Raw genomic sequence first — 25,197 nt, 5'->3', positions numbered from 1 at the left:
CCGCTACTTGGCCTGCGACTTGATCTGCTCGAGGGCATCATTGAACCCCCCGGACGTGAGGGAAGAACCGGCCACCTTGGACACCTTCAGTTCGTCCACGTCCTTCCCGACAATCTGTGCCGCGATGCCACTGGCAAACTCACCTTGGAATTTCTTGGTGTTGGGGTTGGAGGGGTGGACTGTGATGTTCACCGCTGAGACCTTATCGGCGGCCAGTGTCAGTTCCACGCCCACCGTTTCCTGCCCATTCGGTGACGTGTAGGTTCCATCCGCACTGTAGGTACCGTCCTTGTAGGTGGTAGCTCCGGTGGTAGCGATGGCGGACGAGCCTGTGGGCGAAGGGCTGCCTGTCGAGGCCTGGCCGCCCTCCTGGGTGGCCGGCGCTTGGGTGGCAGGCGCTTGGGTGCTGGGCGCGCATCCAGCGGCTGTTCCTGCGATGGAGAGGCCGGCAATGCCAACATAGATGCTCTTGCGGAGTGGCGTAGTCATGATTCTGCTCGTTTCAACTGGACAAGTTCAACCGGAAGTATGTCGTCGTGGGGCTCGTGGTCATGGCACTGGCAGGCCCCGGATGAGGGGCGCGGCCGGCGTCCATGTTCTTCACAACGTTGAAATCAGCGTAATGGTTCAGTCTGTGGCGGCTGCCTGCGGTCCCTGTGCGCCGGCTGTGTCCGGATTGTCCACATACGGGCCCACCAATTCCGCGTCTTTGCGGGCCACCGGTAGGCTAGATCCGTGACTCCCGATGAACTCTCTGCTGCCATATCCGCCTGCCTTAAGGTCGCTGTCTCCACTGGCGAAATCGCCCTGACGGAATCTGCTGTGCCCGACGCCGTGCGCGTGGAGCGACCCAAGAACCGGGACCATGGTGATTGGGCCACCAACATCGCCCTGCAGCTGTCCAAGCAGGCCGGGATGAATCCCCGCGAATTTGCAGGCATCCTGAGCAACCATCTCCAGGGCATCCCCGGCGTCGCCGGCGTGGAAATCGCCGGACCGGGCTTCCTGAACATCACCGTGGATGCCGCTACGGCCGGAACCCTTGCCAAGACCATCGTTGAGGCCGGATCCGCCTACGGCACCAACCAGGCGCTCGCGGGCCGCGTGGTCAACATGGAGTTCGTCTCCGCAAACCCCACGGGTCCGCTGCACATTGGCCACACCCGCTGGGCGGCGCTAGGTGACGCCATTGCCCGTGTCCTGCGTGCATCAGGTGCTGACGTCACGGCCGAGTACTACATCAATGACGCCGGTTCGCAGATGAACGTCTTCGCCAACTCCGTGCTTTCCCGCCTTCATGGCAGGGGTGTTCCCGAGGGCGGATACCCGGGCGAGTACATCCGCGAGCTTGGCGACGAGGTCCTGAAGGCACACCCGGACATCCGCGAACTGACGGATGAAGCCGCCCTGCCGGTCATTCGGGCTGCTGCTTACGAGGCCCAGATGGCGGATATCAAAACCACCTTGGCTGACTTCGGCGTGGAGTTTGATGTCTTCTTCTCCGAAAAGGAACTGCACGACGCCGGAGCGATCGAGTCCGCCGTTGCGCGCCTTCGCGAGCAGGGGCATGTCTACGACGACGGAGGCGCCGTCTGGCTGCGCACCACCGACTTTGGTGACGACAAAGACCGCGTCATGATCCGCGCCAATGGCGAACCGACCTACTTCGCCGCCGACGCTGCCTACTACCTGTCCAAAAAGGACCGCGGATTTACCGAAAAGATCTATCTCCTCGGCGCCGACCACCACGGATACATCAACCGGCTGAAGGCGATTGCGGCCTGCGCAGGCGACGACCCCGAGGTCAATATCGAGGTCCTCATTGGACAGCTCGTCTCCGTGAACGGTGCCAAGCTGTCCAAGCGCGCCGGCAACATCATCGAGCTCAAGGATCTCATTTCCTGGCTTGGCAAGGATGCGGTGCGTTACTCCCTGGCACGCTTCCCGGCCGACTCTCCGCTGACCTTGGATCCGGAACTGCTCAAGAAGAACTCCAACGAGAACCCCGTGTTCTATGTGCAGTACGCGCATGCCCGCTCACGTGGCACTGCCCGCAACGCGATCGAGGCCGGCGTGGACCGTTCCGTGTTCGATGCCTCGCTCCTGGACCACGCAACCGAGAACGAACTGCTCTCTTACCTGGGCAGCTACCCGTCGATCGTGGCCAAGGCCGCCGAGCTCCGTGAGCCCCACAGGGTGGCCCGCCACCTCGAGGTCATCGCCGGCGCCTACCACCGCTGGTACGACGCGTGCCGCGTGTCGCCGCAGGGCGACGAGCCTGTCCAGGACGTGAACCGGACACGCTTGTGGTTGAACGACGCCACCAGCCAGGTACTTGCCAACGGACTCGAACTGCTCGGTGTTTCGGCGCCGGAACGGATGTAGCGAAATGACCACAGAATCCAGCAACGCTTCTCCTCTTGCACCGGAATGGTTGGCCCTCCCGGAAGACCTCAACGCCCTTCAGCCGTCCATGTGGGCGGCCGGGGTGGCGAAGAATGGCGCCGGTGAAGTCGCCATCGACGGTGTTTCGGTCAAGGAACTCAAGGAACAGTTCGGGACTCCGCTCTTCGTCATGAGCGAGTCGGATTTCCGTTCACGGGCGCGGGCCTTCAAAGACGCTTTCGATGCTGCATTCGCGGACATTTGTGGGGGAGTGGATGTCTACTACGCCGGCAAATCGTTCCTGTGCACGGCAGTAGCCAGCTGGGTGGCAGAGGAAGGCCTTCGACTGGACACCTGCTCCGGCGGTGAGCTCGCCGTTGCTGCCCGCGCCGGGATCGAAGGACGGAATCTCGGCCTGCACGGCAACAACAAGTCGGACGCGGAGATCAGCCGCGCGCTGGACATGCACGTTGGCAGGATCGTGGTGGACAGCCTCGACGAGCTGGAACGCGTAGCCAAGATCGCCTCCAGCCGCGGCGAAACCGCCAAAGTCATGCTGCGCCTTACTCCTGGTGTGCATGCCCACACGCATGAATTCATTGCCACGGCCCACGAGGACCAGAAATTCGGCCTCTCCATGGCCGAAGACACCACTGAGGAAGCCGGCCTGTCCGCTGCCGAGGAAGCGGTGGCAGCTGCGACGTCCTATCCGGGAATTGAGCTCCTGGGCCTGCATTGCCACATCGGCTCGCAAATCTTCGAGCCTGACGGTTTTGCCGTGGCAGGAGAAAAGCTTCTGCGGTTCCTTGCCGCGATGCAGAGCAAGTACTCCATCGTCCTGCCTGAACTTGACCTCGGCGGTGGCTATGGAATCGCTTACACCCCGGTGGACACTCCGCGTCCGCCGGCCGAGATCGCGCAGGCGATGGCGGCCGTCGTGCGTTCCACCTGCGCCGAACTGGGGATAGCCTCGCCCCGCATCTCAATTGAACCGGGACGGGCGATCGTGGGCAGCACCACGTTTACCCTCTACGAAGTAGGCACCCTCAAAACGGTCCGCGTGGATGCTCCCGGCGTTGACGCAGGGCAGGAGAACGTTACGTATCCGCGCCGCTATGTGTCGGTGGACGGTGGAATGAGCGATAACGCCCGTCCGGTGCTGTACGACGCGGATTATTCGGCGATTTTGGCCTCCCGTGATTCCACCGCGGCTCCGCAGCTGTCCCGAGTAGTGGGCAAACATTGCGAGAGCGGCGACATAGTTGTTAGAGATGTATATCTGCCCGCGGACGTGGCAGCCGGTGATTTGCTCGCAGTACCGGGTACCGGCGCCTACTGCTGGGCCCTCTCCAGCAACTACAACTACCTGGCCCGGCCTGGCGTTGTCGCTGTACGCGACGGAGCCGCCAGGTTGATCGTCCGCGGCGAAACCGAAGAAGATCTCTTGAACCGCGACATGGGAGTGGCGAATGTCTGAAGTGCGAACCTTGAAAGTGGCCCTGCTGGGCTGTGGCAACGTTGGGGCCCAGGTCGCGCGGATTCTGATTGACGACGCCGAGGCACTTGCCGCCCGCAGCGGTGCACGCCTGGAACTGTCCGGTATCGCTGTCCGCACCATCGATTCCCCGCGCGACGTCGAACTGCCGCGCGAGTTGTTCACCACTGACGCCGACACTCTGGTCAAGGACGCCGACCTGGTCATCGAACTCATGGGCGGAATCGAGCCTGCCCGTTCGTTGATCCTCACCGCGATCCAGAACGGCGCCTGCGTGGTCACCGGCAACAAGGCCCTGCTTGCACAGGACGGACCCACCCTCTACGAAGAGGCCGATAAAGCCGGAGTGCAGCTGTCCTACGAGGCCGCCGTCGCCGGCGCCATCCCCATCCTTCGTCCCATCCGCGACAGCCTGTCCGGGGACCGGATCACCCGCGTGCTGGGCATCGTCAACGGCACCACCAACTTCATCCTCGACCAGATGGACAGCACCGGTGCGCAGTTCGCTGACGCCCTCGCCGAAGCCCAGCGACTGGGCTACGCCGAAGCGGACCCGACAGCGGACGTTGAAGGGCATGATGCCGCAGCGAAGGCTGCCATCCTTGCGTCGCTTTCGTTCCATACACGCTTCTCCCTGGACGATGTCTACTGCGAAGGCATCACCAAGGTCAGCGCCGAAGACATCGCCTCGGCCAAAGAAGCCGGCTTCGTCATCAAGCTTCTCGCGATCGCCGAGAAGATCGACTCTTCGGACCACGGCAGTGGCATCTCGGTGCGGGTCCACCCCACGCTGCTCCCGCGTGAGCATCCGCTGGCGGCTGTCCGTGGAGCCTTCAACGCAGTGTTCATCGAGGCCGAAAACGCCGGCGAACTGATGTTCTATGGCCAGGGCGCCGGGGGAACACCAACAGCATCCGCTGTGCTCGGCGATCTCGTTTCCGCCGCCCGCCGCCTGGTTCTGGGCGGTCCCGGCCGTACCGAGACCACCACCGGCCACGTTCCGGCGCTCACCATTGACGCCTCCGATACGAGCTACTACATCGGCTTGGATGTCGCTGACCAGGCAGGCGTGCTTGCCCGGATTGCCCATATCTTTGCGGAAAACGGCGTTTCCATCGAAATCATGCGTCAAACGATCCACCGCGACTCTGCCTCGAATGTTGAGTCGGCCGAGCTGAAGATCGTGACGCACCGTGCATCCGAAGCTGCACTCGCAGCAACCGTTGAGGCCGTCAAGGGCCTCGACGTCATCAATTCCGTCACATCCGTACTGCGGGTAGAAGGGGTCTAAGTGGCTCACCAATGGCGCGGAGTAATCCGCGAGTATGCTGATCGTTTGCCCGTAACGGAAGCCACGAAGGTCATCACCCTCGGCGAGGGCGGCACTCCGCTGGTTCACGCGCAAAAACTGTCCGAGCTGACCGGTTCAGAGGTCTACCTCAAAGTCGAAGGCATGAACCCGACGGGCTCCTTCAAGGACCGCGGCATGACCATGGCCATGACGGCTGCTGTCGAGGCCGGCGCCAAAGCCGTAGTTTGCGCCTCCACGGGAAACACCTCCGCATCGGCCGCTGCCTACGCCACGGCCGCGGGTCTGAAGTGTGCGGTGCTTGTTCCTGAAGGCAAGATTTCCATGGGCAAGCTGAGCCAGGCCATCGCCCACGGTGCCACGTTGCTGCAGGTCGATGGCAACTTCGACAACTGCCTCGACATCGCCCGCAAACTCGGTGAGTCCTACCCCGTCTTCCTGGTGAACTCGGTCAATCCCGCCCGCATCCAGGGCCAGAAGACCGGTGCCTTCGAAGTGGTGGATTCTTTGGGCGACGCCCCGGACATCCACGTTCTTCCCGTCGGCAACGCAGGAAACATCAGCGCGTACTGGAAGGGCTACAAGGAGTACGCCGCGCCGTTCGAGACCTCCAACGGGACCCTTCCGGCCGTTTCCACCAAGACTCCCACCATGTGGGGCTTCCAGGCCGCCGGCGCAGCCCCCTTCGTTGCCGGCCACCCCATCACGGAGCCTGACACGATCGCAACTGCCATCCGCATCGGCAACCCCGCTTCGTGGGAGACGGCCGTGGCCGCACGCGACGAATCCGGTGGTCTTATTGAAGCCGTCACCGATGACGAGATCCTGGACGCCCACCGCTGGTTGTCTTCCAAGGAAGGCGTCTTCGTCGAGCCCGGCTCGGCTGCCGGCGTCGCCGGCTTGATCAAGAAGCACGCGGCAGGCCAGGTACCGTCGGGCAAGACCATCGTCATCACCGTCACCGGGCACGGACTCAAAGATCCCCAGTGGGCTCTCCGGACCGAAGACGGCAGTGAAGTCCAGCCGGTCAAGGTGCCGAACGACGTCGTCACCGTTGCAGCAGAACTGGGACTGGAAGAAAACTAAGAGTGGAATCAAAACAGCCCACCGCGACCGATCGGGTAATCGTCGCGGCAGGCCAACGGCTGACCGTCAAGGTCCCTGGTACGAGCGCCAACCTGGGCCCGGGCTACGACAGCCTGGGCCTGGCCCTCTCCATCTACGACACTTTGACGGTGGAGACCCTCACCACCGGAGAGCTTGAGTTCGAGCTCTCCGGTGAGGGCGCCGACACCCTTCCCCGCGATGCCACCCACCTTGTGGTGCGCGCCATCGATCTTGCACTGGAGCGTCTGGGTTTCCAGCACACCGGCTTGCGGATCACCGCGGACAACGTCAACCCCCATGGGCGGGGTTTGGGTTCCTCTGCCTCGGCAGTGGTCGCTGCGGTGACGGCTGCGAACGCGTTGGTACCTCAGGAGGCCCAGCGCGACACTCAGTGGATCCTGCAGCTGACAAGCGAGATGGAAGGCCACCCGGACAACGTCGCACCGGCGATTTTCGGCGGACTGGCGCTGTCGTGGCAGGACAGCGAGCAGTACAGCAGTACCCGTGCGGAGGTGGCACCAGCTGTTACTCCGGTAGTGGCTGTACCGGATTACGAGCTGTCCACCGAGACGGCGCGTGGACTGCTCCCGGCATCGGTCGGCCACCACGCAGCTGCGATGAACTCCGGGCGCGCCGCATTGCTGATCCACGCCCTCACGGCAGATCCCGGACTGCTGTTGCCGGGTACGGAAGACTACCTTCACCAGAGCTATCGTGCCCAAGCCATGCGGCCCAGCGCCGAACTCATTGCAGCTTTGCGGGCAGCAGGGCACGCAGCCGTTGTTTCCGGCGCCGGACCAACCGTGATGATCCTTGCCAATGGTTCCGACGAAGCCGCAGCAGCGGTCCAATTCATCAATTCGTTTACTGCAGCCAACACACCCGACGTTGGTTGGCGTGTGATGACGCTGGCTGTTGACGTTCAAGGTGCTAGAGTGGAAGTGCACCGCCGGTAAAGCCGCGGGCAGTTCCCTGATTTTGGACTTCGGTGTTTCGCCGTACCTTTCGTCAACTGTGCCAACGTTGGTGGTGTCGTCTCTTTTCGGCCTGCATCAGGTGCCGCAGAACTCTCTGTTTCCTGAATTTCAGGCTGGCTGTCCGGGTAACCGGATCCAGTGAAGGCGATCAGTATCCGGCCCTGTTGGCCACAATCCATCAGGCACGGCCAAAATCACCGGCTGCAGATCTGAACTGCAGCCCAGAACAAATCATCGCGTCCAGCTCTCGCTCTGGACGCCGTCGAGGGGGAAGGATCCTTCGTGACAGAAACCACTGAGCTGGCTTCAGCTGTGGACACAACATCTTCTGCTGCTGAGTCGTCAACGGCAGCAACCAAGAGCAGCGGCCTTGCAGGCCTCAAGCTCGCCCAGCTTCAGGCTCTTGCGAGCCAGCTGGGTATTTCGGGGGGATCCCGCATGCGCAAGGGGGACTTGGTTACGGCCATCTCTGCCCACCGTGCGGGCACCTCCACTACCAAGGCTCCAGCCAAGGCCACGTCGGCCAAGGCTCCCGCCGTGGCCAAGGAAGCCCCGGTTGCAGAAGCCAAGGCCACGGAAAAGAGTGCGCCCGTTGAGGCAGCTGCCGAGGCTCCGGCCCAGGAAGCTCCCCGTGGGCGTGGACGTGGACGCAGCCGCCGCGCCACCAGTGATGGCGTTGTTGCAGCTGCTGAGGCAGCCGCGACCACCACTGCCACCGCCTCCGAGCCTGAAGCAGCACCCGCCGTCGAAACGCCGGCCGCGGCCGAAGCAACCGAGGCGGGCTCCGAACGTCGTCAGCCCCGTACCCGCAACCGTCGCCGCGGCGAAGCTGCCGCAGCTCCGGCGGAAGCAGCGGAAGCGCCGGCAGCCGAGCAGCGCAACGACCGCACGGAACAGCGTGAGCAGCGCAACGACCGCACGGAACAGCGCGAGCAGCGCAACGACCGCACGGAACAGCGTGAGCAGCGCAACGACCGTTCGGAACAGCGTGAGCAGCGTGAGCAGGCCGACTCCGGCGACCAGCAGCGCGAACGCCGCGACAACAACCGTGGCCGCCGTGAAGACAACAACGACGGCGACGACACCGGCAACCGCCGCAACCGCCGCAACCGCCGTGACCGAAACGACCAGAACGACCGCAGCGACCGCCGGGGCGGCCAGGACGGCCGTGACGGCAACACCCGCAGCGACCGTTTCCGCGATCGCAACGAACGTCGTCGTGGACGCGCCCAAGGACCGGACGTTGACGACGTCGAGGTTACCGAGGACGACGTCCTGCTTCCCGTGGCAGGCATCCTGGACGTTCTGGAGAACTACGCGTTCATCCGTACGTCCGGCTACCTCCCCGGCGCCAACGACGTCTACGTCTCCCTGGCACAGGTCAAGAAGTACAACCTCCGCAAGGGTGACGCCGTCGTAGGTGCCATCCGTGCACCGCGTGACGGTGAGGACCGCAGCCAGCAGTCGGCCCGACAGAAGTTCAACGCGCTCGTTCGCGTCACATCCGTCAACGGCAAAACCCCTGAGGAACTCAAGGACCGCGTCGAGTTCGCAAAGCTCGTTCCGCTGTACCCGTCAGAGCGCCTGCGCCTGGAAACGGACCCCAAGAAGATCGGTCCGCGTGTCATCGACCTCGTGGCTCCGATCGGCAAGGGCCAGCGTGGCCTGATCGTTTCCCCGCCGAAGGCCGGCAAGACGCTCATCCTGCAGTCCATCGCGAACGCAATCACCACCAACAACCCTGAGGTCCACCTCATGATGGTGCTGGTTGACGAACGTCCCGAAGAAGTTACGGACATGCAGCGCACCGTCAAGGGCGAGGTCATTGCCTCTACCTTCGACCGTCCCGCCGACGACCACACCACCGTTGCCGAGCTCTCCATCGAACGCGCCAAGCGACTCGTGGAGATGGGCATGGACGTGGTGGTTCTCCTGGACTCCATGACCCGTCTGGGCCGTGCCTACAACCTCGCAGCACCGGCCTCCGGCCGTATCCTGTCCGGTGGCGTGGACTCCGCAGCACTGTACCCGCCCAAGCGCTTCTTCGGTGCGGCCCGCAACATCGAGAACGGTGGCTCGCTGACCATCCTGGCAACCGCTCTTGTTGAGACCGGCTCCAAGATGGATGAAGTCATCTTCGAAGAGTTCAAGGGCACCGGCAACATGGAGCTCCGCCTGTCCCGCCAGCTGGCGGACAAGCGCATCTTCCCGGCTGTGGACGTCAACGCGTCCGGCACGCGCCGCGAAGAGAACCTGCTCTCGCCTGAGGAGGTCAAGATCATGTGGAAGCTGCGCCGCGTCCTTTCCGGACTCGAGCAGCAGCAGAGCCTTGAGCTGCTGACCAACAAGATCCGGGAGACCCAGAGCAACGTCGAGTTCCTCATGCAGGTTCAGAAGACGACGCTCGGAGCGAAGTCGGACAACGACAAATAGCTGTGCTCTAACCGCTCAAAATATGCCGGCCCCGCCCCTGCGCCGGGTAGCTTTCGATCTGCGATCGGAAGCTGCCCGGCTCCGGCAGGCCCGAAGCCACTCCCTGGCCGGCATATTTTGAGCGGTCTTTGTTTAAACGGAATCCTTGACCCGACCCCACGCGAGGTCATATGGCCCATGTGGGCCCCGCCAGATGGGCTGTACGTGACCCCACGATGCAGTTATTAGACTTGTAGAAGTCGAAAGAGGTTTGAAAATGTTTGAGTCCGTACAGGGATTGCTTGATGAGCATGCTGCTATTCAGGCACAGCTGAGCGATCCTGCCGTTTATGCCGATCAGTCTGCTGCCAGGAAGTTGGGGCGGCGCTCCGCGCAGCTCCAAGGCATTGTGGAGGCGTACAACAAGTGGCGCGGGCTCAATGACGACCTGGAAGCGGCCAAGGAAATGGCTGACGAGGATCCGGAGTTCGCCGCAGAGGTTGAACAGTTGGAGGAACAGATCCCTGCCGCGCAGGAGCGTTTGCGCCGTCTGTTGATCCCGCGCGATCCGGACGATGCCCGCAACGTCATCCTCGAAGTGAAGGGTGGGGAAGGCGGTGACGAAGCTGCCTTGTTCGCAGGAGACCTTCTGCGTATGTACATGCGTTACGCCGAGTCCCGTGGCTGGAAGACAGAAATGATTTCAGCTACCGAGTCCGACCTCGGTGGTTACAAGGACGTTGCTGTCGCCATCAAGGGCAACTCGAACGATCCCGCACAGGGCGTTTTCGCCCGCTTGAAGTTCGAGGGCGGCGTGCACCGCGTACAGCGTGTTCCCGTGACCGAATCACAGGGGCGTATTCACACCTCGGCCGCCGGTGTGCTGGTTCTCCCCGAAGTGGACGAGCCCGAAGAACTTGAGATCAACCAGAACGACCTCAAGATCGACGTTTACCGTTCCTCCGGCCCGGGTGGTCAGTCCGTGAACACCACCGACTCTGCCGTCCGCATTACCCACTTGCCCACGGGCATCGTCGTCGCCATGCAGAACGAGAAGTCGCAGCTGCAGAACCGCGAAGCCGGCATGCGCGTCCTCCGCGCCCGACTCCTTGCCCACCAGCAGGAACAGATCGACGCCGCCAACTCCGAGCAGCGCAAATCGCAAATCCGGACCATGGACCGTTCGGAGCGCATCCGCACGTACAATTTCCCGGAAAACCGCATTGCAGACCACCGCACGGGCTACAAGGCCTACAACCTCGACGCCGTCATGAATGGCGATCTTGAGCCCGTCATCCAGTCTGCAATTGAAGCAGACGAGCAGGCACGCCTGGACGCCATCGGCGAATAGCCGAGCCCAAGCGCCTACGACTTCAGCATCCAGGGTCCATTAATGTCGTTTTACCAAGGCCAGAGCCTCGCGGACGCAGTTCGCGAGGCTACTGCCGTTTTGTCCGACGCCGGTGTTCCCAGCCCACGCGTGGACGCTGAGTTGCTGGCCGACCACCTGTTGGGTGTAGGGCTTGGCCGGCTCCGTGCCATGCTCCTCGGCGATGCGCCCTCTCCTGATGGCTATGGGGACTTGGTGCTGGAGCGTGCGGCCCGGGTTCCCTTGCAGCACATCACGGGCGTCGCGTATTTCCGTCACCTGGAGTTGCGCGTGGGCCCGGGGGTGTTCATACCCCGACCGGAAACGGAATCGGTGGTTCAACTGGTCATCGACCACGTCTCGGGCATGGCAAACCCGAAGGTGGTGGATCTCGGTACGGGTTCGGGTGCCATTGCAGGCTCGATAGCCCACGAAGTTCCCGGCGCTGAGGTCCACGCGGTGGAATACAGCAGCTTTGCGCACGCCTGGGCGGCCCGGAATCTCGAACCTTTGGGGGTTTCGTTGATCCAGGGCGACCTCCGGGATGCCCTTCCTGAGCACAACGGTACCTTCGACGTCGTCGTCTCCAACCCCCCATACATCCCGTCCGAGGCGATACCCTCGGAACCGGAAGTCGCCCTCCACGATCCTCCCGAAGCCCTGTACGGTGGGGGAGCGGACGGTATGGAACTTCCGACGGCGGCAGCGGCCTCTGCGGCGCGGCTCCTGAAACCGGGCGGCTACTTCGTGATGGAGCACGCCGAAGTCCAGGCACAATGGATCGCCGGTATGCTGCAACGCGCCGGACGCTGGCAAGAGATCACCACACACTTTGACTTGAACGGCAAAGAACGTGCAACCAGCGCGGTACTGGCAAGCATCGCGCCTGATGAGTGAAAGAATAGCGCTGTGACCACAACCTACAACTGCACTTCCGAGGACCAGCGTGCTGAAGGACTTCAGCACGCCCAGCGCGCCATCAGCGAAAAGAAGTGCATCGTGATGCCCACGGACACCGTCTATGGCATTGCTGCCGACGCTTTTTCTCCCTTGGCTGTAACCATGTTGCTCGCTTCCAAGGGCCGCAGCCGGCAGATGCCCCCTCCCGTGCTGATTCCCCGCGTTAATGCCCTGGACGGGCTGGCAACTGATGTACCTGCTGACGCGCGGGCATTGGCACAGGCTTTCTGGCCCGGCGGGTTGACATTGATCCTGCACGCGCAGCCGTCCCTGGACTGGGACCTTGGCGATACCAAGGGCACCGTAGCCCTTCGCATGCCGGATGACCACCTTGCTTTGGATCTGTTGAGCATGACAGGACCGTTGGCGGTTTCATCCGCCAACCGGACCGGCCAGGAAGCAGCACAGACGGCTTCCGAGGCACGCCTGCAGCTGGCTGAATCCGTTGAGGTATACCTTGAAGGCGGCTTCCGGCCAGTCAAGGGTACCAACGCCGTGCCTTCCACGATTGTTGATGCAACATCCACTCCTTTCCGCGTGGTGCGGCAGGGGGCCATAGAACTTGAACGCCTCCGGGAAATCGTGCCCTCGATCCTTGGCATCGGTGAGACTGTCGCTGCCGCTGAACCGGAAGCCCCCCAGGAACCAACCACCGAGGACGTTGCTGAGGAGCCGGCCCCCGCGGACGAAACCGGAGAGAAACCGCCTGTCGAAGCATCGGAGGAGCCTGCTTCGGTGAAAAACGCCGCTCAGGACGCTGCACCCGCAACAGCGAAGTCCCAGGCTGCAAGCGAAAACCAACCGGAATGATTCCAGCACGCCAACGCGTCCCCGTCCTCGACGTGGACGCCACTCCGATGCGCGTCCAGGAACTTCTCGATGCCGTGGGCAGCCTCCTCGCGGCCGGAACCACAAGTACGGTATTGGGACATAATCTCCACAGCGTCACCTTGGTGCATTCGCACCCTGATGTTCGGGCGGTCTATGAGGAGGGTTCCATCGTCCTGTTGGACGGCGCTCCCGTTGCCATGTTGTGGGGACTCGCGCACAAACGGCAACTGCAGCCGATTGGCGAGGGGACCATGGCTTACAGGCTCGGCTCCATGGACTGGATTCCTGAGTTGGGAAAGATTCCCGGACTTCAGCGGGTCGCCGTCGTCGGGGCCGGCCGCGAGGCGAACAGCAAGGCGGTTGCCCGGCTGGCATCCATCGTCCCAGGTGCGACTGTGGACGGGATGCCCGGTGAAGCATGGGATGAGTCCTTGGAAAGTGCCGTCGTGGAGTGGTTGAAGGGGTTCCGCCCGCAACTTGTATTGCTGGGACTCGGGATGCCGCTTCAGGAAACAGTCCTGCATCGCAGGCTGGGTCAGCTTCCCCCTGCTGTCTACTGCGCAGTCGGGGGTGCCATTGAGCAGGTGGCGGGTATCCAGAAGCTCGCGCCTCGCTGGCTGGGTCGCTTGGGGCTGGAATGGGCCTGGCGCCTGGTTCTGCACCCCGGGAGGGTTGCCTACCGGGTATTTGTTGAACCGTGGAAGCTGGCTGCCCTGCTGATTCGGCGCCGTATCCAACCATCCAAGACCAGAGGCAAATAAATGACGTCCCAAGCTGTCGTGGTCGCTGTGGTAGTGACCTTCAACCGGCGTGATCTCCTCCAGACCACTTTGGAGGGCATCAGCGCAGGTACCCGGGTACCGGATGCGATCGTCGTCGTCGACAACGCTTCCACCGACGGAACCGCCGAATTCCTCAAGCAGTACCAAGGACCGGTGACAACCGACGTCGTCACATTGAACACCAACGTTGGCGGTGCAGGAGGATTCGTCGTCGGTATGGAACGTGCCGTTCTGGATCACAACGCGGACCACGTGTGGATCATGGATGACGACACGGAACCGCAGCCGGCCGCTCTGCGCGAAGCCCTCGAGGTGTCCGATGCCTACCGGCAGCAGACCGGGGAAGCCCCGGCATTCATAGCAAGCCGCGTTGTGTGGAGCGACGGACGGGACCACCCTATGAACAGAATGCGTCCCAGGATGGGCGCAAGCGACGACGCCCGCAGCGCCGCTGCGCGCATCGGGGCTACGCAGATCCGGAGTGCTTCCTTTGTGTCGGTGCTGATCCGTGCCGAAGAGATCAAACAGCACGGGCTTCCGATCGCAGATTACTTCATCTGGAACGACGACCTCGAGTACACGGCCAGGATTTCCCGTCGGGGGATAGCTTTGACCACGAACGCGTCCGTGGCCAACCACCATACGAAAGTCTTCGGCGACGCAGGAGCAGATCCTGGGCCTCGCTTCTACTATGAGGTGCGGAACAAGCTCTGGGTTTACACCCGCTCGAACGCTTTGGCCCCTTGGGAAAAAGTCCTGTTCACGGGGGCTTCGCTCCGCAACTGGACGCGGACCATCGCTGCTTCGTCCAACCGCAGGGTACTGTTGGACGGGCTTTTCAAGGGCCTGCGGCACGCCTTGAGGGCTCCGCGTTCGAACGCGGAGGTACTGGACGGAATCTACTCTCTGCGGGACGTCCAGGAGCCCGTCCGGTAACACCCAAACAGCCAGGTCGCAGCCAAAACAAGCTGCGGCCCTGCGGCTGCGTCACAGGGTGGTCACGGCCATTGGCATTAGTATCGTGACTAGAGTCCACAGAAATCCCGCAACATTCGGCACAGCCGGTGCAGGCATGGCGACGGAGTAGTTCCATTTATCCACTGACAGAATTCCACACCCTGAGCTGCCCTGAGTTGCCCCTCTCTGCAGCGCCCGGGCCGCGTGCCCTGGTCAAGGTGTCCGCAACGTCCAGCGGGCTGCTCCATGGAGTCGCCCCATGATCATGTATCTGCTGATGGCACTCACGGCCGCCGTTGTGGCCTACGCGGGAACATGGGGCGCCCGCGTCGTCGGAAACAAGCTTCGTTTGTACCAGCCCATCCGAAGCCGTGACATGCACTCCGCCTTGATCTCGAAGCTTGGCGGCCTGGGTATTTTCGTGGGTTTTTTCGCCGCACTTGTGGTGGCGTCCAACTCCTTCTTCGTCAAGGACATCTTCAGACACAACGATGCTCCCTGGGGAATCCTGGCAGGTGCCGTGGTGATTGTGGCGGTGGGGGTCGCCGACGACATCCTGGATATCCGCTGGTGGATCAAACTCCTGGGCCAGGGCGCTGCCGCCTTCATCGTGGCCATTTGGGGCGTTCGGATGTCCGTAGTGCCGTTCATTCCCGAACCCATTTTCCTGGACTCCGAAGTAGTCCAGATAGTCCTTACCGCAGGTTTGATCGTGACCACGATGAATGCCGTCAACTTCATTGACGGGCTGGATGGCCTGGCGGCCGGCGTGGCCATCATCGGGGGAGGAGCGTTCTTCCTCACCGCCTACTGGGTCCACCGGAACAACCCCTCCACCGACAACTCGGACCTCGCAACCCTCCTGATGGCCATTCTGGTGGGCAGTTGCATTGGCTTCCTGCCCCACAACTGGTTCCCGGCGAAGATCTTCATGGGAGACTCCGGGGCGATGCTCATCGGACTCCTCATGGCCTCTGCTGGCGTCGTTGCCACGGGACAAATCGGTTCCGGCCTTTATGACCGCGCGAACGGCATCCCCACGATCGTTCCCATCCTGCTGCCGTTTGCCGTCCTATCCCTTCCCCTCCTGGATCTGGGCATGGCAGTTGTCCGGAGAACAGCGCGGGGCCAGTCTCCGTGGTCGGCTGACCGCGGGCACCTTCACCACAAGCTGGTGGACTTGGGCTACTCGCACCGCACCGCCGTCGTGATGTTGTACGTGTGGACCTGCATCCTGGCCTTCGGTGGCGTCGCCTTTGCCGTGTTCCCCTGGCAAATGGTGCTGATCATCGTCATCGCCGCCGCGCTGGTCATGGCTGTCGTGACGGCGTGGCCTTACATTCGCCGGACCAAGAACGACTCCGCTCTCTAAGTTTCAAGTTGCCGAGCTGGACTTTGGACGGGGCTGATCCTGACGGAACCCTCACCGCGCACCCCATTTCACCAACAGGGTCTGCAGCGTTCCCATTGTTTGACAACTTGTGACAAGCCTGTAACCATGGTGCAGTCAAGTCCATTGCAAATGATGTAAAAGTGATGTCAAGCGATGGGCATTCGGTGATCCTGCAACTCGGGATCGATATTTGGGGGAGTCAAAAGTATGGGACGATTTGCAAAGATTGCCGCTGTCGGGGCACTGGCCTTGGGTTCGGTGGCGTTGGCGCCTATGTCTGCTCAGGCCTCAGCCGGAACTGGAAGTGCCGTGGAAGCTCAGGCATCAACTACGGCTACGGCGTGTGGCTTTCTAGGCACCAGCTACTGGATCGCGGGTCAGACGTCGGCTTACAACCACTGCGGTTCGGGCAAGGTGCTTGTCCGGCTCGACTACAATGTTGGCAGCGACACGAGGTGCCTCAACCCGGGTGTGACCGACGGAATTACTAGTCCGTTGTGGAATCCGATCATTAATATTTATGCCATTGGATCCTGCTAGCCAGCAGGAGTCGATCAGGGTTGGAAGTACAAGAGGACCCGGTTTCAGCGCTAGCTGGAACCGGGTTCTTTTGCGTGATTTGAAGAGGTGGGAATCCCACACTCCGCGAGGGTAGGGCGTCCGCGCATTGAGTGCATGGCTGCGAAGACTGGCCTCTGTGAACATCTGGCGTGCGATGCGCGAGTCAGTCTCTTCGGCATCAGTTGGCTTGGCGTGTCAGCGGTGACCATTAGGTGGAAAACTGCTGGCATGGCCTGAACCTGTTCTATCTCGTGTAGAATTCAGGTGCAGTGCATTGCTGCACACTTCCCCTTTTACAGATGACGATAGGGATCTCCATGGCTTCAAACGCCGAGCCCGGGCCTGAGCCGGGCAATGGTCCTCTTGAAGCTTCCGGTGCCACGCCCTCGCTTTGGCTGCATCTTCTAAAGCTCAGCACCATTGTGGGATCGGCAGGTCTGCTCGTTGCTGCTGCCTTGGCCGCCCTCATGGACGGCCCAGCGGGTGCTCTGTCGGAGGTTCTTGGTGGACTGCTGGTGATGGTGTTCTTCGGCATCAGTCTGTTGGTGGGCCACTACGTAGGACGAAATAATCCCTCCGGGGCCATTGGCTTGTTCGTTGCTACATACTTCGTAAAGGTCGTCGGTTTCGCCGTAATACTTTTCGCGATCGGCAGACCTGAGTGGCTGCACTCGCGGTGGTTCGTGATCGGTGCCATTGTGACCGTGGTTATGTGGCAGGCTGCTGAGCTCTATGGCTTCAGCAAGGCGCGCCTTCAAACCTTCAACGACCCCAACTCCAGTGAAAGAACCGGCGATGTCTGAGCCAAAGCGATCCGGCCAAAGGGCCGGTCAAGAAGTGGGTAGCGGTGGTGCGGGCTACAACGATGGTATGGCCGTATTCAGCTATATAACTGGCGGAATCATCGTCTGGAGTTTGATAGGGTGGGGTCTGGATAATCTGTGGGGTACCCGCTGGATTGTGCTCGCAGGCGCTCTGCTTGGAGCTCTCGGAGGATTTTACTTGTCCTACATGCATGGCCTCACCGGCAGCAAAAAACGAACTGGTGGCGACCGTGCTGCCAGCGGCCCGTCCAAAGACGGTCCCAGCAATGCCAAATAATTTCACAAGGGAACCAGCAGGCCATGCTTCTGCAGGAACCCACCAAACGCCCAATGATGGACACTGCAGAGAGGAAACGCGTTGATCGCGCTTGCGCTCCCGGCCAAAGACTCAGGAGAGTTTGCCCCTCCTGGTATTAACGAAATGCATTTGCCGGCAATCCTGCCGTGGGGTGCGGCAGAAGGATTCTCGAAGCAGATGCTGCTGGTGATCCTTTCGGTCGTCATCATTGCTACCTTCTTTGTGATAGCTGCACGTAAGCAGCAGCTGGTTCCTGGCAAGCTGCAGTTCGCAGGCGAGATGGCCTACGGCTTCGTGAGGAACAGCATCGCCAAGGACATCATCGGTGGCAGGGACTTCATGAAGTACGTCCCGCTGCTGTTCAGTTTGTTCTTCTTCATCCTGGTGAACAACATTTACGGAGCAATTCCGTACATTCAGCTTCCTACCTTCTCTCACGTAGGCGGTACCTATGTGATGGCAGCCATCGTCTACATCACGTGGATTGCCATTGGCATCAAGAAGAACGGTCTGCGCTACTTCAAGTTGGCCACGGTTCCTTCTGGAGTTCCGGCATACATCCTGCCGCTGATCATTCCGATCGAGATCATCTCCAACTTCCTCGTCCGCCCCGTTACGCACAGCCTTCGTCTGTTCGCAACCATGCTCGCAGGACACCTGATCGTCATGATCGCTGGCGCGGGTATCGAATTCCTGATCTCCCAGGAGAACATCCTGCTCCAGGGCACATCGGTGTTGATCCTTGTCGGCGCGATTGCCATGTACATGCTGGAGGCGCTGATTATGGTGCTGCAGGCATACGTTTTTACGCTGTTGACGGCTATCTACATTGAAGGCGCGCTTCACGCCGATAGCCACTAGGCACCCTCAACTTCCCCCGCAGCGGGGATGAAGCAACCCAAACAACCTGCCACAGAGCTGGCATCTTGAAAGGAAGAAAAATGGAAGGCACTCTCAACCTCGTAGGTTACGGTCTGTCCGCAATCGGCGGTGGTATCGGTGTTGGCCTCGTGTTCGCCGCATACATCAACGGTGTTGCACGCCAGCCGGAAGCTCAGCGCGTCCTGCAGCCCATCGCGTTCTTGGGCCTCGCCCTGACTGAAGCCCTCGCCATTCTCGGCCTGGTCTTCGCGCTCGTTCTCTAGCCAGACATCATAACGAGCGAACATCCAGAACCGAGTAGAAAACGACGGGTGAAATATGAATCAGCTGATCATCTCAGCCGCCACAGAGGGCGAAGAGGTCAGCCCCCTCACTCCCAACCTTTGGGAAATGGGCGTTGTCCTAATCAGCTTTGCCGTTCTCATGTTCATCGTGGTCAAGTTTGTTGTCCCGATGTTCGAGAAGACGTTCGCAGAGCGGGCGGAAGCCATCGAAGGCGGTATCGCCAAGGCTGAGAAGGCCCAGGCTGAGGCATCTGCTGCACTTGAAGAATACAAGCAGCAGCTCACCGACGCCCGGGCCGAGGCCAACCGCATCCGCGAAGAAGCACGCGCCGAAGGCGCCCAGATCCTCGCGGACCTGAAGGCCAAGGCTGCAGCGGAGTCTGCACGCATCACCGAGCAGGCACACGCCGCCATCGAATCGGAGCGCCAGGCAGCTGTTGTCTCGCTTCGTTCCGAGGTCGGCACCCTGGCCACCACCCTGGCCGGCCGCATCGTTGGTGAAGCACTCACCGACGACGAGCGCGCCGCCCGCGTCGTGGACCGCTTCCTGGCAGATCTGGAGACCCAGAGCGCAGGTGCAGCTAAATAATGGCAGGTATATCGAGCGAATCGCTGACCACAGCGCTGGCGCAGTTGGAAGCCAAGCTTCCCTTCGCTTCGCTGCAGTTGGCTAAGGACCTCTTCGGAATCCTGGGAACGGTGGACAGCTCGGCTGGCTTGCGCCGCGCCCTGACTGACCCGTCCCGTTCAGGAGACGAAAAGTCGGCGCTGGTCAAGCAGCTGGTTGGCGGAAAAGTCTCCGCTGATGCTGCTGAGATTGCAGGTGGATTGGCCGGCTCACGCTGGGCATCGGCCCGCGATATCGGCGATGCACTCGAGACGCTTGCCGCCACGGTGGTCATTGCCGTAGCTGAAAACAAGTCGGCCGTTTCTGCCTCCGGTATCACGGGGCTGGAAGAGCTGGAAAACGATCTGTTTGCCTTCAACCAGGCCGTCGCCTCCAGCCACGAAGTACAACGTGCTCTGTCTGAGCCGCAGGCATCGCCCGCGGCGAAGATTGCATTGGCCGAGAAGCTTGTTCCTGGCAGCAGCGAGGAAGCCAAGGTTCTCATCAGCCAGGCAGTTACGCAGCCGCGCGGTGTCAAGCCGAGCAAGCTCGTCGAGTCATTCGCCAAGCTTGCAGCCAAGCGTCAGCAGCGCTGGATTGCAACTGTCAGCGTTACCCGTCCGTTGACGGAAACGCAGGCCAGCCGTCTGCAGACCGGACTTGACGCCCTGTACAGCCGCGAACTGAAGGTCAACGTAAATGTTGACCCCGCACTGATCGGTGGAATCCGTGTCCAGGTAGGTGACGAAGTGCTCGACGCTTCGGTAGTTGCCCGCCTCAGCGAACTCCGCCGTCAGCTCGCTGGCTAGCGAAGACAAAGCACAACTTAACTGATATAAAACCCGGTCATCGTGAGCAACGATGATCACGAAAACAGGAGAGCAGGGACTGCAGATGGCCGAATTGACCATCAACGCCGACGACGTCCGTAATGCGTTGAACGAGTTCGCGGCGTCCTACGAACCCGGTAACGCAGAGCGCGTAGAGGTTGGTCGTGTGACCACCGCAAGTGACGGCATCGCCCGTGTTGAGGGTCTTCCCTCGGTCATGGCGAACGAGCTGCTTCGCTTCGAAGATGGCACGCTGGGCCTGGCCCAGAACCTTGACGTCCGCGAGATCGGTGTCATTATCCTCGGTGACTTCACCGGTATTGAAGAAGGCCAGGAAGTTCACCGCACCGGTGAAATCCTGTCCGTTCCGGTTGGCGATGCCTTCCTGGGTCGCGTTGTCGACCCCTTGGGCCAGCCGATCGACGACCTCGGCGAGATCAAGGCCGAGGCCACCCGTGCACTGGAACTCCAGGCTCCGGGCGTCACCGAACGCAAGTCGGTTCACGAACCGATGCAGACCGGCCTCAAGGCTATCGACGCCATGATCCCGATCGGCCGTGGCCAGCGTCAGCTGATCATCGGTGACCGCCAGACCGGTAAGACGGCCATCGCCGTCGACACCATCATCAACCAGAAGGCCAACTGGGCTTCCGGAGATGTCACCAAGCAGGTTCGCTGTGTCTACGTCGGTGTTGGCCAGAAGGCTTCCACCATCGCAGCCGTCCGCCAGACCCTCGAGGACCACGGCGCGCTGGAGTACACCACCATCGTGGCGTCCCCGGCGTCCGACCCTGCTGGCTTCAAGTACCTGGCGCCGTATGCAGGTTCGGCCATCGGCCAGCACTGGATGTACGGCGGCAAGCACGTTCTGGTGATCTTCGATGACCTGTCCAAGCAGGCCGAAGCCTACCGCGCCGTGTCCCTTCTGCTGCGTCGTCCGCCGGGACGCGAAGCATACCCGGGTGACGTTTTCTACTTGCACTCCCGTCTGCTGGAGCGTTGTGCCAAGCTCTCCGACGAGCTCGGTGCAGGTTCGATGACCGGTCTTCCGATCGTCGAGACCAAGGCAAACGACGTCTCCGCTTACATCCCGACCAACGTGATCTCCATTACCGATGGTCAGATCTTCCTCCAGTCGGACCTCTTCAACGCCAACCAGCGCCCCGCTGTTGACGTTGGTGTGTCCGTCTCCCGCGTTGGTGGCGCTGCACAGGTCAAGTCCATGAAGAAGGTCTCCGGTACCTTGAAGCTGGACCTGGCCCAGTACCGCGACATGCAGGCATTCGCCATGTTCGCCTCGGACCTGGATGCTGCTTCCCGTCAGCAGCTGACCCGTGGTGCACGCCTCATGGAACTGCTGAAGCAGGGCCAGTACTCGCCGTTCCCTGTCGAGAATCAGGTTGTTTCCATCTGGGCCGGCACCAACGGCTACTTGGACGACGTTCCGGTTGAGGACATCAGCCGCTTCGAGTCCGAGTTCCTGGAGCACCTCACGCACAAGTCCTCCATCCTGACCACGCTGGCACAGACCAACGTCCTGGATGACGACACCGCTGCAGCTTTGAAGGAAGCCATTGTGTCCTTCAAGAAGGGCTTCTTCGGCGAAGGCGACAACCACTTGGTTGGCGCTGGCCACGAAGAGCACGCAGCGATCTCCGGCGGCGACGTCGACCAGGAAAAGATCGTCAAGCAGAAGCGCTAGTTTCGATAACCTGCTCTGCCGGGGTCCGCAAGGGCCCCGGCAGGGCAGCACATCGGGAACTTAGGAAAGGATAAGTATGGGAGCCCAGATTCGGGTCTACCGTCAGAAGATCAGCTCGACGACGTCGATGCGCAAGATCTTCAAGGCGATGGAACTGATCGCTACCTCGCGCATCGGTAAGGCCCGCGCCCGCGTAGCAGCTTCACTGCCTTACGCGAACGCGATTACCCGCGCCGTTTCTGCTGTCGCAACTCAGAGCGAAATCGACCACCCGCTGACCACCGAACCGGAGCAGATCCGCCGCGCCGCAGTCCTGATCGTTACATCGGACCGTGGCCTTGCAGGATCCTACTCGGCGAGCGTGCTCAAGCAGGCCGAAGGTCTCTTCGAGCTTCTTCACGCAGAAGGCAAGGAAGTCAAGGCGTACCTGGTTGGCCGCAAGGCTCAGGCGTACTTCGATTTCCGCAATCGGTCCTACGCCCGCGTATGGACCGGTGGCACGGACGCACCGGAATTCGAAACCGCGCAGGAAGTCGGAGCTGCACTTCTCGAAGACTTCTCCACGGATTTCGAAGAGGGTGGCGTGGATGAAATTCACGTTGTCTACACCCGCTTCAAGTCCATGGTGACGCAGGAACCGACGGTTATCCGTCTGCTTCCGCTGGAGGTCGTCGAAGAGGAAGCAACCTCGGAGTCCGAGCTGTTGCCGTTGTACGAGTTTGAACCGGAAACAGAGCAGGTGCTTGACGCACTGCTTCCGCGTTACATCGAGTCCCGCATCTTCGCAGCCATGCTGCAGGCAGCAGCTTCCGAGCTCGCAGCCCGCCAGCGTGCAATGAAGTCGGCCGGTGACAACGCGACGGATCTGATCAAGAAGTACACGCGCCTTCGCAACACGGCCCGCCAGGCCGAGATTACGCAGGAGCTTTCCGAAATCGTGGCCGGCGCCGACGCTCTCGCGTCCTAGCCTGCAACGGATTCGGCTCGAAGCCGCACCTGCAACAAACAGATAAACTTAACCCACGCCATCTACTGAGTGAAGTGAGAGAGATGACTGCCACTGCTACCGAACACGTAGCAACGGCCGGTGCCACCGGCCGCATTGCCCGTGTTATTGGTCCGGTTGTCGACGTCGAATTCCCGGCTGACGCAATCCCCTCGATTTACAACGCTCTGACCACCGAGATTACTCTCAACGGTCAGACCAAGACCATCACGTTCGAGACCTCCCAGCACCTGGGTGACAACCTCGTCCGCGCCATCTCCCTGCAGGCTACCGACGGACTCGTCCGCGGCACCACCGTCCAGGACTCCGGCGCTCCGATCTCCGTGCCCGTTGGCGACGGCGTCAAGGGCCACATCTTCAACGTACTCGGCAAGCCGCTGGACGTTGAAGAGTCCGAGATCAAGGCCGACGCTTACTGGCCGATCCACCGCAAGGCTCCGAGCTTTGCTTCCCTCGAGGGCTCCACGGAGATGCTCGAGACCGGCATCAAGGTCATCGACCTTCTCACCCCGTACATCAAGGGTGGAAAGATCGGCCTCTTCGGCGGCGCCGGCGTGGGCAAGACCGTTCTGATCCAGGAAATGATCACCCGTGTTGCCCGCAACTTCGGTGGTACTTCCGTATTCGCCGGTGTCGGCGAGCGTACCCGTGAAGGTAACGACCTCTGGGTTGAAATGGAAGAGGCCGGCGTCCTCAAGGACACCGCCCTTGTCTTCGGCCAGATGGATGAGCCGCCGGGAACGCGTCTGCGCGTGGCCCTGTCCGCGCTCACAATGGCGGAATACTTCCGCGATGTCCAGAACCAGGACGTGCTGCTCTTCATCGACAACATCTTCCGCTTCACGCAGGCAGGTTCGGAAGTTTCCACGCTGCTCGGCCGTATGCCGTCCGCCGTGGGCTACCAGCCGAACCTTGCTGATGAGATGGGTCTGCTCCAGGAGCGCATCACCTCCACCAAGGGTCACTCCATCACGTCGATGCAGGCCATCTACGTGCCGGCTGATGACTACACCGACCCGGCTCCGGCCACGACCTTCGCACACCTCGACGCGACCACGGAACTTTCCCGTGAAATCGCCTCCCGTGGTCTGTACCCGGCCGTTGACCCGCTGACGTCGACCTCCCGTATCCTGGATCCCCAGTACATCGGCAAGGACCACTACAACACGGCTGTCCGTGTTAAGCAGATCCTGCAGAAGAACAAGGAACTCCAGGACATCATCGCCATCCTCGGTGTTGACGAACTGTCGGAAGAGGACAAGATCGTCGTGTCGCGTGCACGCCGTATCCAGCAGTTCCTCTCCCAGAACACCTACACCGCCAAGCAGTTCACCGGCGTCGAAGGCTCCACCGTGTCCATCAAGGACACCGTCGAAGGCTTCACCGCCATCTGCGACGGCGAGCTGGACCACATCGCAGAGCAGGCGTTCTTCAACGTCGGCGGCCTGGATGACGTCGAGCGCAACTGGGCCAAGATCCAGGAACAGACCAAGTAGTATGGCTGAGCTCGAGGTTGAGATTGTCGCGGCGGACCACTTCGTGTGGTCCGGAGCGGCCAAGATGGTGAAGGCCCGCACCAGCGATGGTGAAATCGGAATCCTGCCGGGCCACTCGCCCCTTTTGGCCATCATGGCCGAGGGCGAGCTGGCAATCCAGCCGGTTTCCGGTGACCGGATCGCTGTAGTTGTTGACGGTGGGTTCTTCTCCGTGGACAACGATCGCGTGGTCATTGTTGCTGACAACGCCAAACTGGGCGAAGCGGCTACAGCGGGGATCCGATAGCACGACCTTGATGGATGATTCCCTCATTCCGTTCATCGCCTTGGCAACAGCGTTCACGTTGCTGATCATTTCACTGTGCCTTTTGGGGGTGCGCCGCTTCAATCTGCGGCGCGCCCTCGGCACGATCGACGCCTCCATTTGCACGGCTGGAAACAGCTGGCAGATGGGGGTTTGTCGTTATCAGGACAATGATCTCGAGTGGTTCCGCCTGATGTCGCTGAGTGTGGTGCCCAAACATAAGTTCAAACGCAGTTCACTGGAGCTCCTCGGGCGCCGCCAACCGACTGAGGACGAGCTCGTCAAAGTCCAGCCCGGGGTCGTAGTGGTTGAACTGCAGTACGAAGGCAACAAGTTCATGCTTGCGATGAACTTTGATGCCTATGCCGGGCTGTCCTCCTGGCTGGAGGCCGGGCCGGTTATCGGCGTCGGAACCTGGCGTTAGGC

The 25,197-nt window shown here is 61.4% G+C and carries 25 protein-coding genes; 24 read left to right on the top strand and 1 reads right to left on the bottom strand.

The genetic code is table 11. The features are described 5' to 3' along the window. Window positions 1–3: 3 nt before the first annotated feature. Complete coding sequence (locus AB4Y81_RS06850; protein WP_039242062.1) at window positions 4–489, bottom strand: FMN-binding protein; 486 nt, start codon at window positions 487–489, stop codon at window positions 4–6. A 246-nt stretch (window positions 490–735) separates the two neighbouring features. On the opposite strand from AB4Y81_RS06850, the gene argS reads away from it, so the two are divergent. From argS to AB4Y81_RS06730, 24 genes are all read left to right on the top strand, one after another. After that, a complete protein-coding gene (gene argS, locus AB4Y81_RS06845) occupies window positions 736–2,385 on the top strand; it encodes an arginine--tRNA ligase (protein WP_018776359.1) in 1,650 nt (549 codons plus the stop codon). 4 nt (window positions 2,386–2,389) lie between these two features. After that, the gene (gene lysA / locus AB4Y81_RS06840; protein WP_055972104.1) at window positions 2,390–3,862 is read left to right on the top strand and encodes a diaminopimelate decarboxylase; all 1,473 of its coding nucleotides are present in this window, start codon (window positions 2,390–2,392) and stop codon (window positions 3,860–3,862) included. Further along, window positions 3,855–5,171 (top strand): homoserine dehydrogenase, encoded by a 1,317-nt coding sequence (locus AB4Y81_RS06835; RefSeq protein WP_055972109.1) that lies wholly within the window; start codon window positions 3,855–3,857, stop codon window positions 5,169–5,171. Before lysA ends, AB4Y81_RS06835 begins: the two co-directional genes overlap by 8 nt. Then, a complete protein-coding gene (gene thrC, locus AB4Y81_RS06830) occupies window positions 5,172–6,275 on the top strand; it encodes a threonine synthase (RefSeq protein ID WP_018776356.1) in 1,104 nt (367 codons plus the stop codon). Window positions 6,276–6,277: 2 nt separating this feature from the next. After that, the gene (gene thrB / locus AB4Y81_RS06825; RefSeq protein ID WP_018776355.1) at window positions 6,278–7,252 is read left to right on the top strand and encodes a homoserine kinase; all 975 of its coding nucleotides are present in this window, start codon (window positions 6,278–6,280) and stop codon (window positions 7,250–7,252) included. A 303-nt stretch (window positions 7,253–7,555) separates the two neighbouring features. After that, complete coding sequence (rho, locus tag AB4Y81_RS06820; protein WP_441995571.1) at window positions 7,556–9,706, top strand: transcription termination factor Rho; 2,151 nt, start codon at window positions 7,556–7,558, stop codon at window positions 9,704–9,706. A gap of 256 nt (window positions 9,707–9,962) precedes the next feature. Further along, on the top strand, window positions 9,963–11,036 hold the full coding sequence (prfA, locus tag AB4Y81_RS06815; RefSeq protein ID WP_018776353.1) for a peptide chain release factor 1: 1,074 nt from the start codon (window positions 9,963–9,965) through the stop codon (window positions 11,034–11,036). A gap of 42 nt (window positions 11,037–11,078) precedes the next feature. After that, the gene (gene prmC / locus AB4Y81_RS06810) at window positions 11,079–11,951 is read left to right on the top strand and encodes a peptide chain release factor N(5)-glutamine methyltransferase (RefSeq protein ID WP_441995570.1); all 873 of its coding nucleotides are present in this window, start codon (window positions 11,079–11,081) and stop codon (window positions 11,949–11,951) included. 12 nt (window positions 11,952–11,963) lie between these two features. Beyond that, a complete protein-coding gene (locus AB4Y81_RS06805) occupies window positions 11,964–12,824 on the top strand; it encodes an L-threonylcarbamoyladenylate synthase (RefSeq protein ID WP_018776351.1) in 861 nt (286 codons plus the stop codon). Then, on the top strand, window positions 12,821–13,606 hold the full coding sequence (locus AB4Y81_RS06800) for a WecB/TagA/CpsF family glycosyltransferase (RefSeq protein ID WP_441995569.1): 786 nt from the start codon (window positions 12,821–12,823) through the stop codon (window positions 13,604–13,606). Before AB4Y81_RS06805 ends, AB4Y81_RS06800 begins: the two co-directional genes overlap by 4 nt. Continuing rightward, window positions 13,607–14,563, top strand: coding sequence for a glycosyltransferase (locus AB4Y81_RS06795; RefSeq protein ID WP_064721734.1), 957 nt, complete (start codon window positions 13,607–13,609; stop codon window positions 14,561–14,563). A 280-nt stretch (window positions 14,564–14,843) separates the two neighbouring features. Beyond that, window positions 14,844–15,956 (top strand): MraY family glycosyltransferase, encoded by a 1,113-nt coding sequence (locus AB4Y81_RS06790; RefSeq protein ID WP_018776348.1) that lies wholly within the window; start codon window positions 14,844–14,846, stop codon window positions 15,954–15,956. Window positions 15,957–16,184: 228 nt separating this feature from the next. Further along, window positions 16,185–16,517 carry a DUF6355 family natural product biosynthesis protein gene (locus tag AB4Y81_RS06785; protein WP_220034246.1) on the top strand — a complete coding sequence of 111 codons (333 nt, stop codon included), beginning with the start codon at window positions 16,185–16,187 and terminating at the stop codon, window positions 16,515–16,517. Window positions 16,518–16,855: 338 nt separating this feature from the next. Continuing rightward, window positions 16,856–17,341: a hypothetical protein gene (locus AB4Y81_RS06780; protein WP_018776347.1), complete on the top strand. Its 486-nt coding sequence runs from the start codon at window positions 16,856–16,858 to the stop codon at window positions 17,339–17,341. Beyond that, window positions 17,334–17,639: a hypothetical protein gene (locus AB4Y81_RS06775; RefSeq protein WP_079580533.1), complete on the top strand. Its 306-nt coding sequence runs from the start codon at window positions 17,334–17,336 to the stop codon at window positions 17,637–17,639. The genes AB4Y81_RS06780 and AB4Y81_RS06775 overlap by 8 nt, the downstream gene beginning before the upstream one ends. Before the next feature lie 81 nt (window positions 17,640–17,720). After that, window positions 17,721–18,521: a F0F1 ATP synthase subunit A gene (gene atpB, locus AB4Y81_RS06770; protein ID WP_026266929.1), complete on the top strand. Its 801-nt coding sequence runs from the start codon at window positions 17,721–17,723 to the stop codon at window positions 18,519–18,521. Between the two features lie 80 nt (window positions 18,522–18,601). After that, window positions 18,602–18,805, top strand: a complete 204-nt coding sequence (gene atpE / locus AB4Y81_RS06765; protein WP_018776345.1) for an ATP synthase F0 subunit C — start codon at window positions 18,602–18,604, stop codon at window positions 18,803–18,805. Between the two features lie 55 nt (window positions 18,806–18,860). After that, window positions 18,861–19,415 carry a F0F1 ATP synthase subunit B gene (locus AB4Y81_RS06760; protein ID WP_018776344.1) on the top strand — a complete coding sequence of 185 codons (555 nt, stop codon included), beginning with the start codon at window positions 18,861–18,863 and terminating at the stop codon, window positions 19,413–19,415. Further along, window positions 19,415–20,242, top strand: coding sequence for a F0F1 ATP synthase subunit delta (locus AB4Y81_RS06755; protein ID WP_018776343.1), 828 nt, complete (start codon window positions 19,415–19,417; stop codon window positions 20,240–20,242). The genes AB4Y81_RS06760 and AB4Y81_RS06755 overlap by 1 nt, the downstream gene beginning before the upstream one ends. Window positions 20,243–20,327: 85 nt before the next feature. Continuing rightward, entirely contained in the window at window positions 20,328–21,965 is a 1,638-nt protein-coding gene (atpA, locus tag AB4Y81_RS06750) for a F0F1 ATP synthase subunit alpha (protein ID WP_011775259.1), read from the top strand. A 76-nt stretch (window positions 21,966–22,041) separates the two neighbouring features. Then, window positions 22,042–22,932, top strand: coding sequence for a F0F1 ATP synthase subunit gamma (locus AB4Y81_RS06745; RefSeq protein ID WP_018776342.1), 891 nt, complete (start codon window positions 22,042–22,044; stop codon window positions 22,930–22,932). An 83-nt stretch (window positions 22,933–23,015) separates the two neighbouring features. Continuing rightward, a complete protein-coding gene (gene atpD, locus AB4Y81_RS06740) occupies window positions 23,016–24,467 on the top strand; it encodes a F0F1 ATP synthase subunit beta (protein ID WP_014922173.1) in 1,452 nt (483 codons plus the stop codon). A gap of 1 nt (window position 24,468) precedes the next feature. Next, complete coding sequence (locus AB4Y81_RS06735) at window positions 24,469–24,753, top strand: F0F1 ATP synthase subunit epsilon (protein WP_018776341.1); 285 nt, start codon at window positions 24,469–24,471, stop codon at window positions 24,751–24,753. Window positions 24,754–24,763: 10 nt separating this feature from the next. After that, complete coding sequence (locus AB4Y81_RS06730; RefSeq protein ID WP_039242043.1) at window positions 24,764–25,195, top strand: DUF2550 domain-containing protein; 432 nt, start codon at window positions 24,764–24,766, stop codon at window positions 25,193–25,195. Window positions 25,196–25,197 lie beyond the last annotated feature (2 nt).

Origin of the sequence: Paenarthrobacter sp. TAF1, assembly GCF_052113825.1 — a bacterium.
In the GTDB taxonomy this organism is placed as follows: Bacteria; Actinomycetota; Actinomycetes; order Actinomycetales; family Micrococcaceae; genus Arthrobacter; species Arthrobacter nicotinovorans.
The sequence above is the reverse complement of the archived record's forward strand: the minus strand, read 5'-3'. Positions and strand labels throughout refer to the sequence as shown.

Excerpts from the sequence above, each read along its gene's own strand:
- AB4Y81_RS06850 (WP_039242062.1), bottom strand. The coding sequence starts at position 489 with ATGACTACGCCACTCCGCAAGAGCATCTATGTTGGCATTGCCGGCCTC.
- lysA (WP_055972104.1), top strand. The coding sequence starts at position 2,390 with ATGACCACAGAATCCAGCAACGCTTCTCCTCTTGCACCGGAATGGTTG.
- AB4Y81_RS06835 (WP_055972109.1), top strand. The coding sequence starts at position 3,855 with ATGTCTGAAGTGCGAACCTTGAAAGTGGCCCTGCTGGGCTGTGGCAAC.
- prfA (WP_018776353.1), top strand. The coding sequence starts at position 9,963 with ATGTTTGAGTCCGTACAGGGATTGCTTGATGAGCATGCTGCTATTCAG.
- prmC (WP_441995570.1), top strand. The coding sequence starts at position 11,079 with ATGTCGTTTTACCAAGGCCAGAGCCTCGCGGACGCAGTTCGCGAGGCT.
- AB4Y81_RS06800 (WP_441995569.1), top strand. The coding sequence starts at position 12,821 with ATGATTCCAGCACGCCAACGCGTCCCCGTCCTCGACGTGGACGCCACT.
- AB4Y81_RS06795 (WP_064721734.1), top strand. The coding sequence starts at position 13,607 with ATGACGTCCCAAGCTGTCGTGGTCGCTGTGGTAGTGACCTTCAACCGG.
- AB4Y81_RS06790 (WP_018776348.1), top strand. The coding sequence starts at position 14,844 with ATGATCATGTATCTGCTGATGGCACTCACGGCCGCCGTTGTGGCCTAC.
- AB4Y81_RS06785 (WP_220034246.1), top strand. The coding sequence starts at position 16,185 with ATGGGACGATTTGCAAAGATTGCCGCTGTCGGGGCACTGGCCTTGGGT.
- AB4Y81_RS06780 (WP_018776347.1), top strand. The coding sequence starts at position 16,856 with ATGGCTTCAAACGCCGAGCCCGGGCCTGAGCCGGGCAATGGTCCTCTT.
- AB4Y81_RS06775 (WP_079580533.1), top strand. The coding sequence starts at position 17,334 with ATGTCTGAGCCAAAGCGATCCGGCCAAAGGGCCGGTCAAGAAGTGGGT.
- atpE (WP_018776345.1), top strand. The coding sequence starts at position 18,602 with ATGGAAGGCACTCTCAACCTCGTAGGTTACGGTCTGTCCGCAATCGGC.
- AB4Y81_RS06760 (WP_018776344.1), top strand. The coding sequence starts at position 18,861 with ATGAATCAGCTGATCATCTCAGCCGCCACAGAGGGCGAAGAGGTCAGC.
- AB4Y81_RS06755 (WP_018776343.1), top strand. The coding sequence starts at position 19,415 with ATGGCAGGTATATCGAGCGAATCGCTGACCACAGCGCTGGCGCAGTTG.
- atpA (WP_011775259.1), top strand. The coding sequence starts at position 20,328 with ATGGCCGAATTGACCATCAACGCCGACGACGTCCGTAATGCGTTGAAC.
- AB4Y81_RS06745 (WP_018776342.1), top strand. The coding sequence starts at position 22,042 with ATGGGAGCCCAGATTCGGGTCTACCGTCAGAAGATCAGCTCGACGACG.
- atpD (WP_014922173.1), top strand. The coding sequence starts at position 23,016 with ATGACTGCCACTGCTACCGAACACGTAGCAACGGCCGGTGCCACCGGC.
- AB4Y81_RS06735 (WP_018776341.1), top strand. The coding sequence starts at position 24,469 with ATGGCTGAGCTCGAGGTTGAGATTGTCGCGGCGGACCACTTCGTGTGG.
- AB4Y81_RS06730 (WP_039242043.1), top strand. The coding sequence starts at position 24,764 with ATGGATGATTCCCTCATTCCGTTCATCGCCTTGGCAACAGCGTTCACG.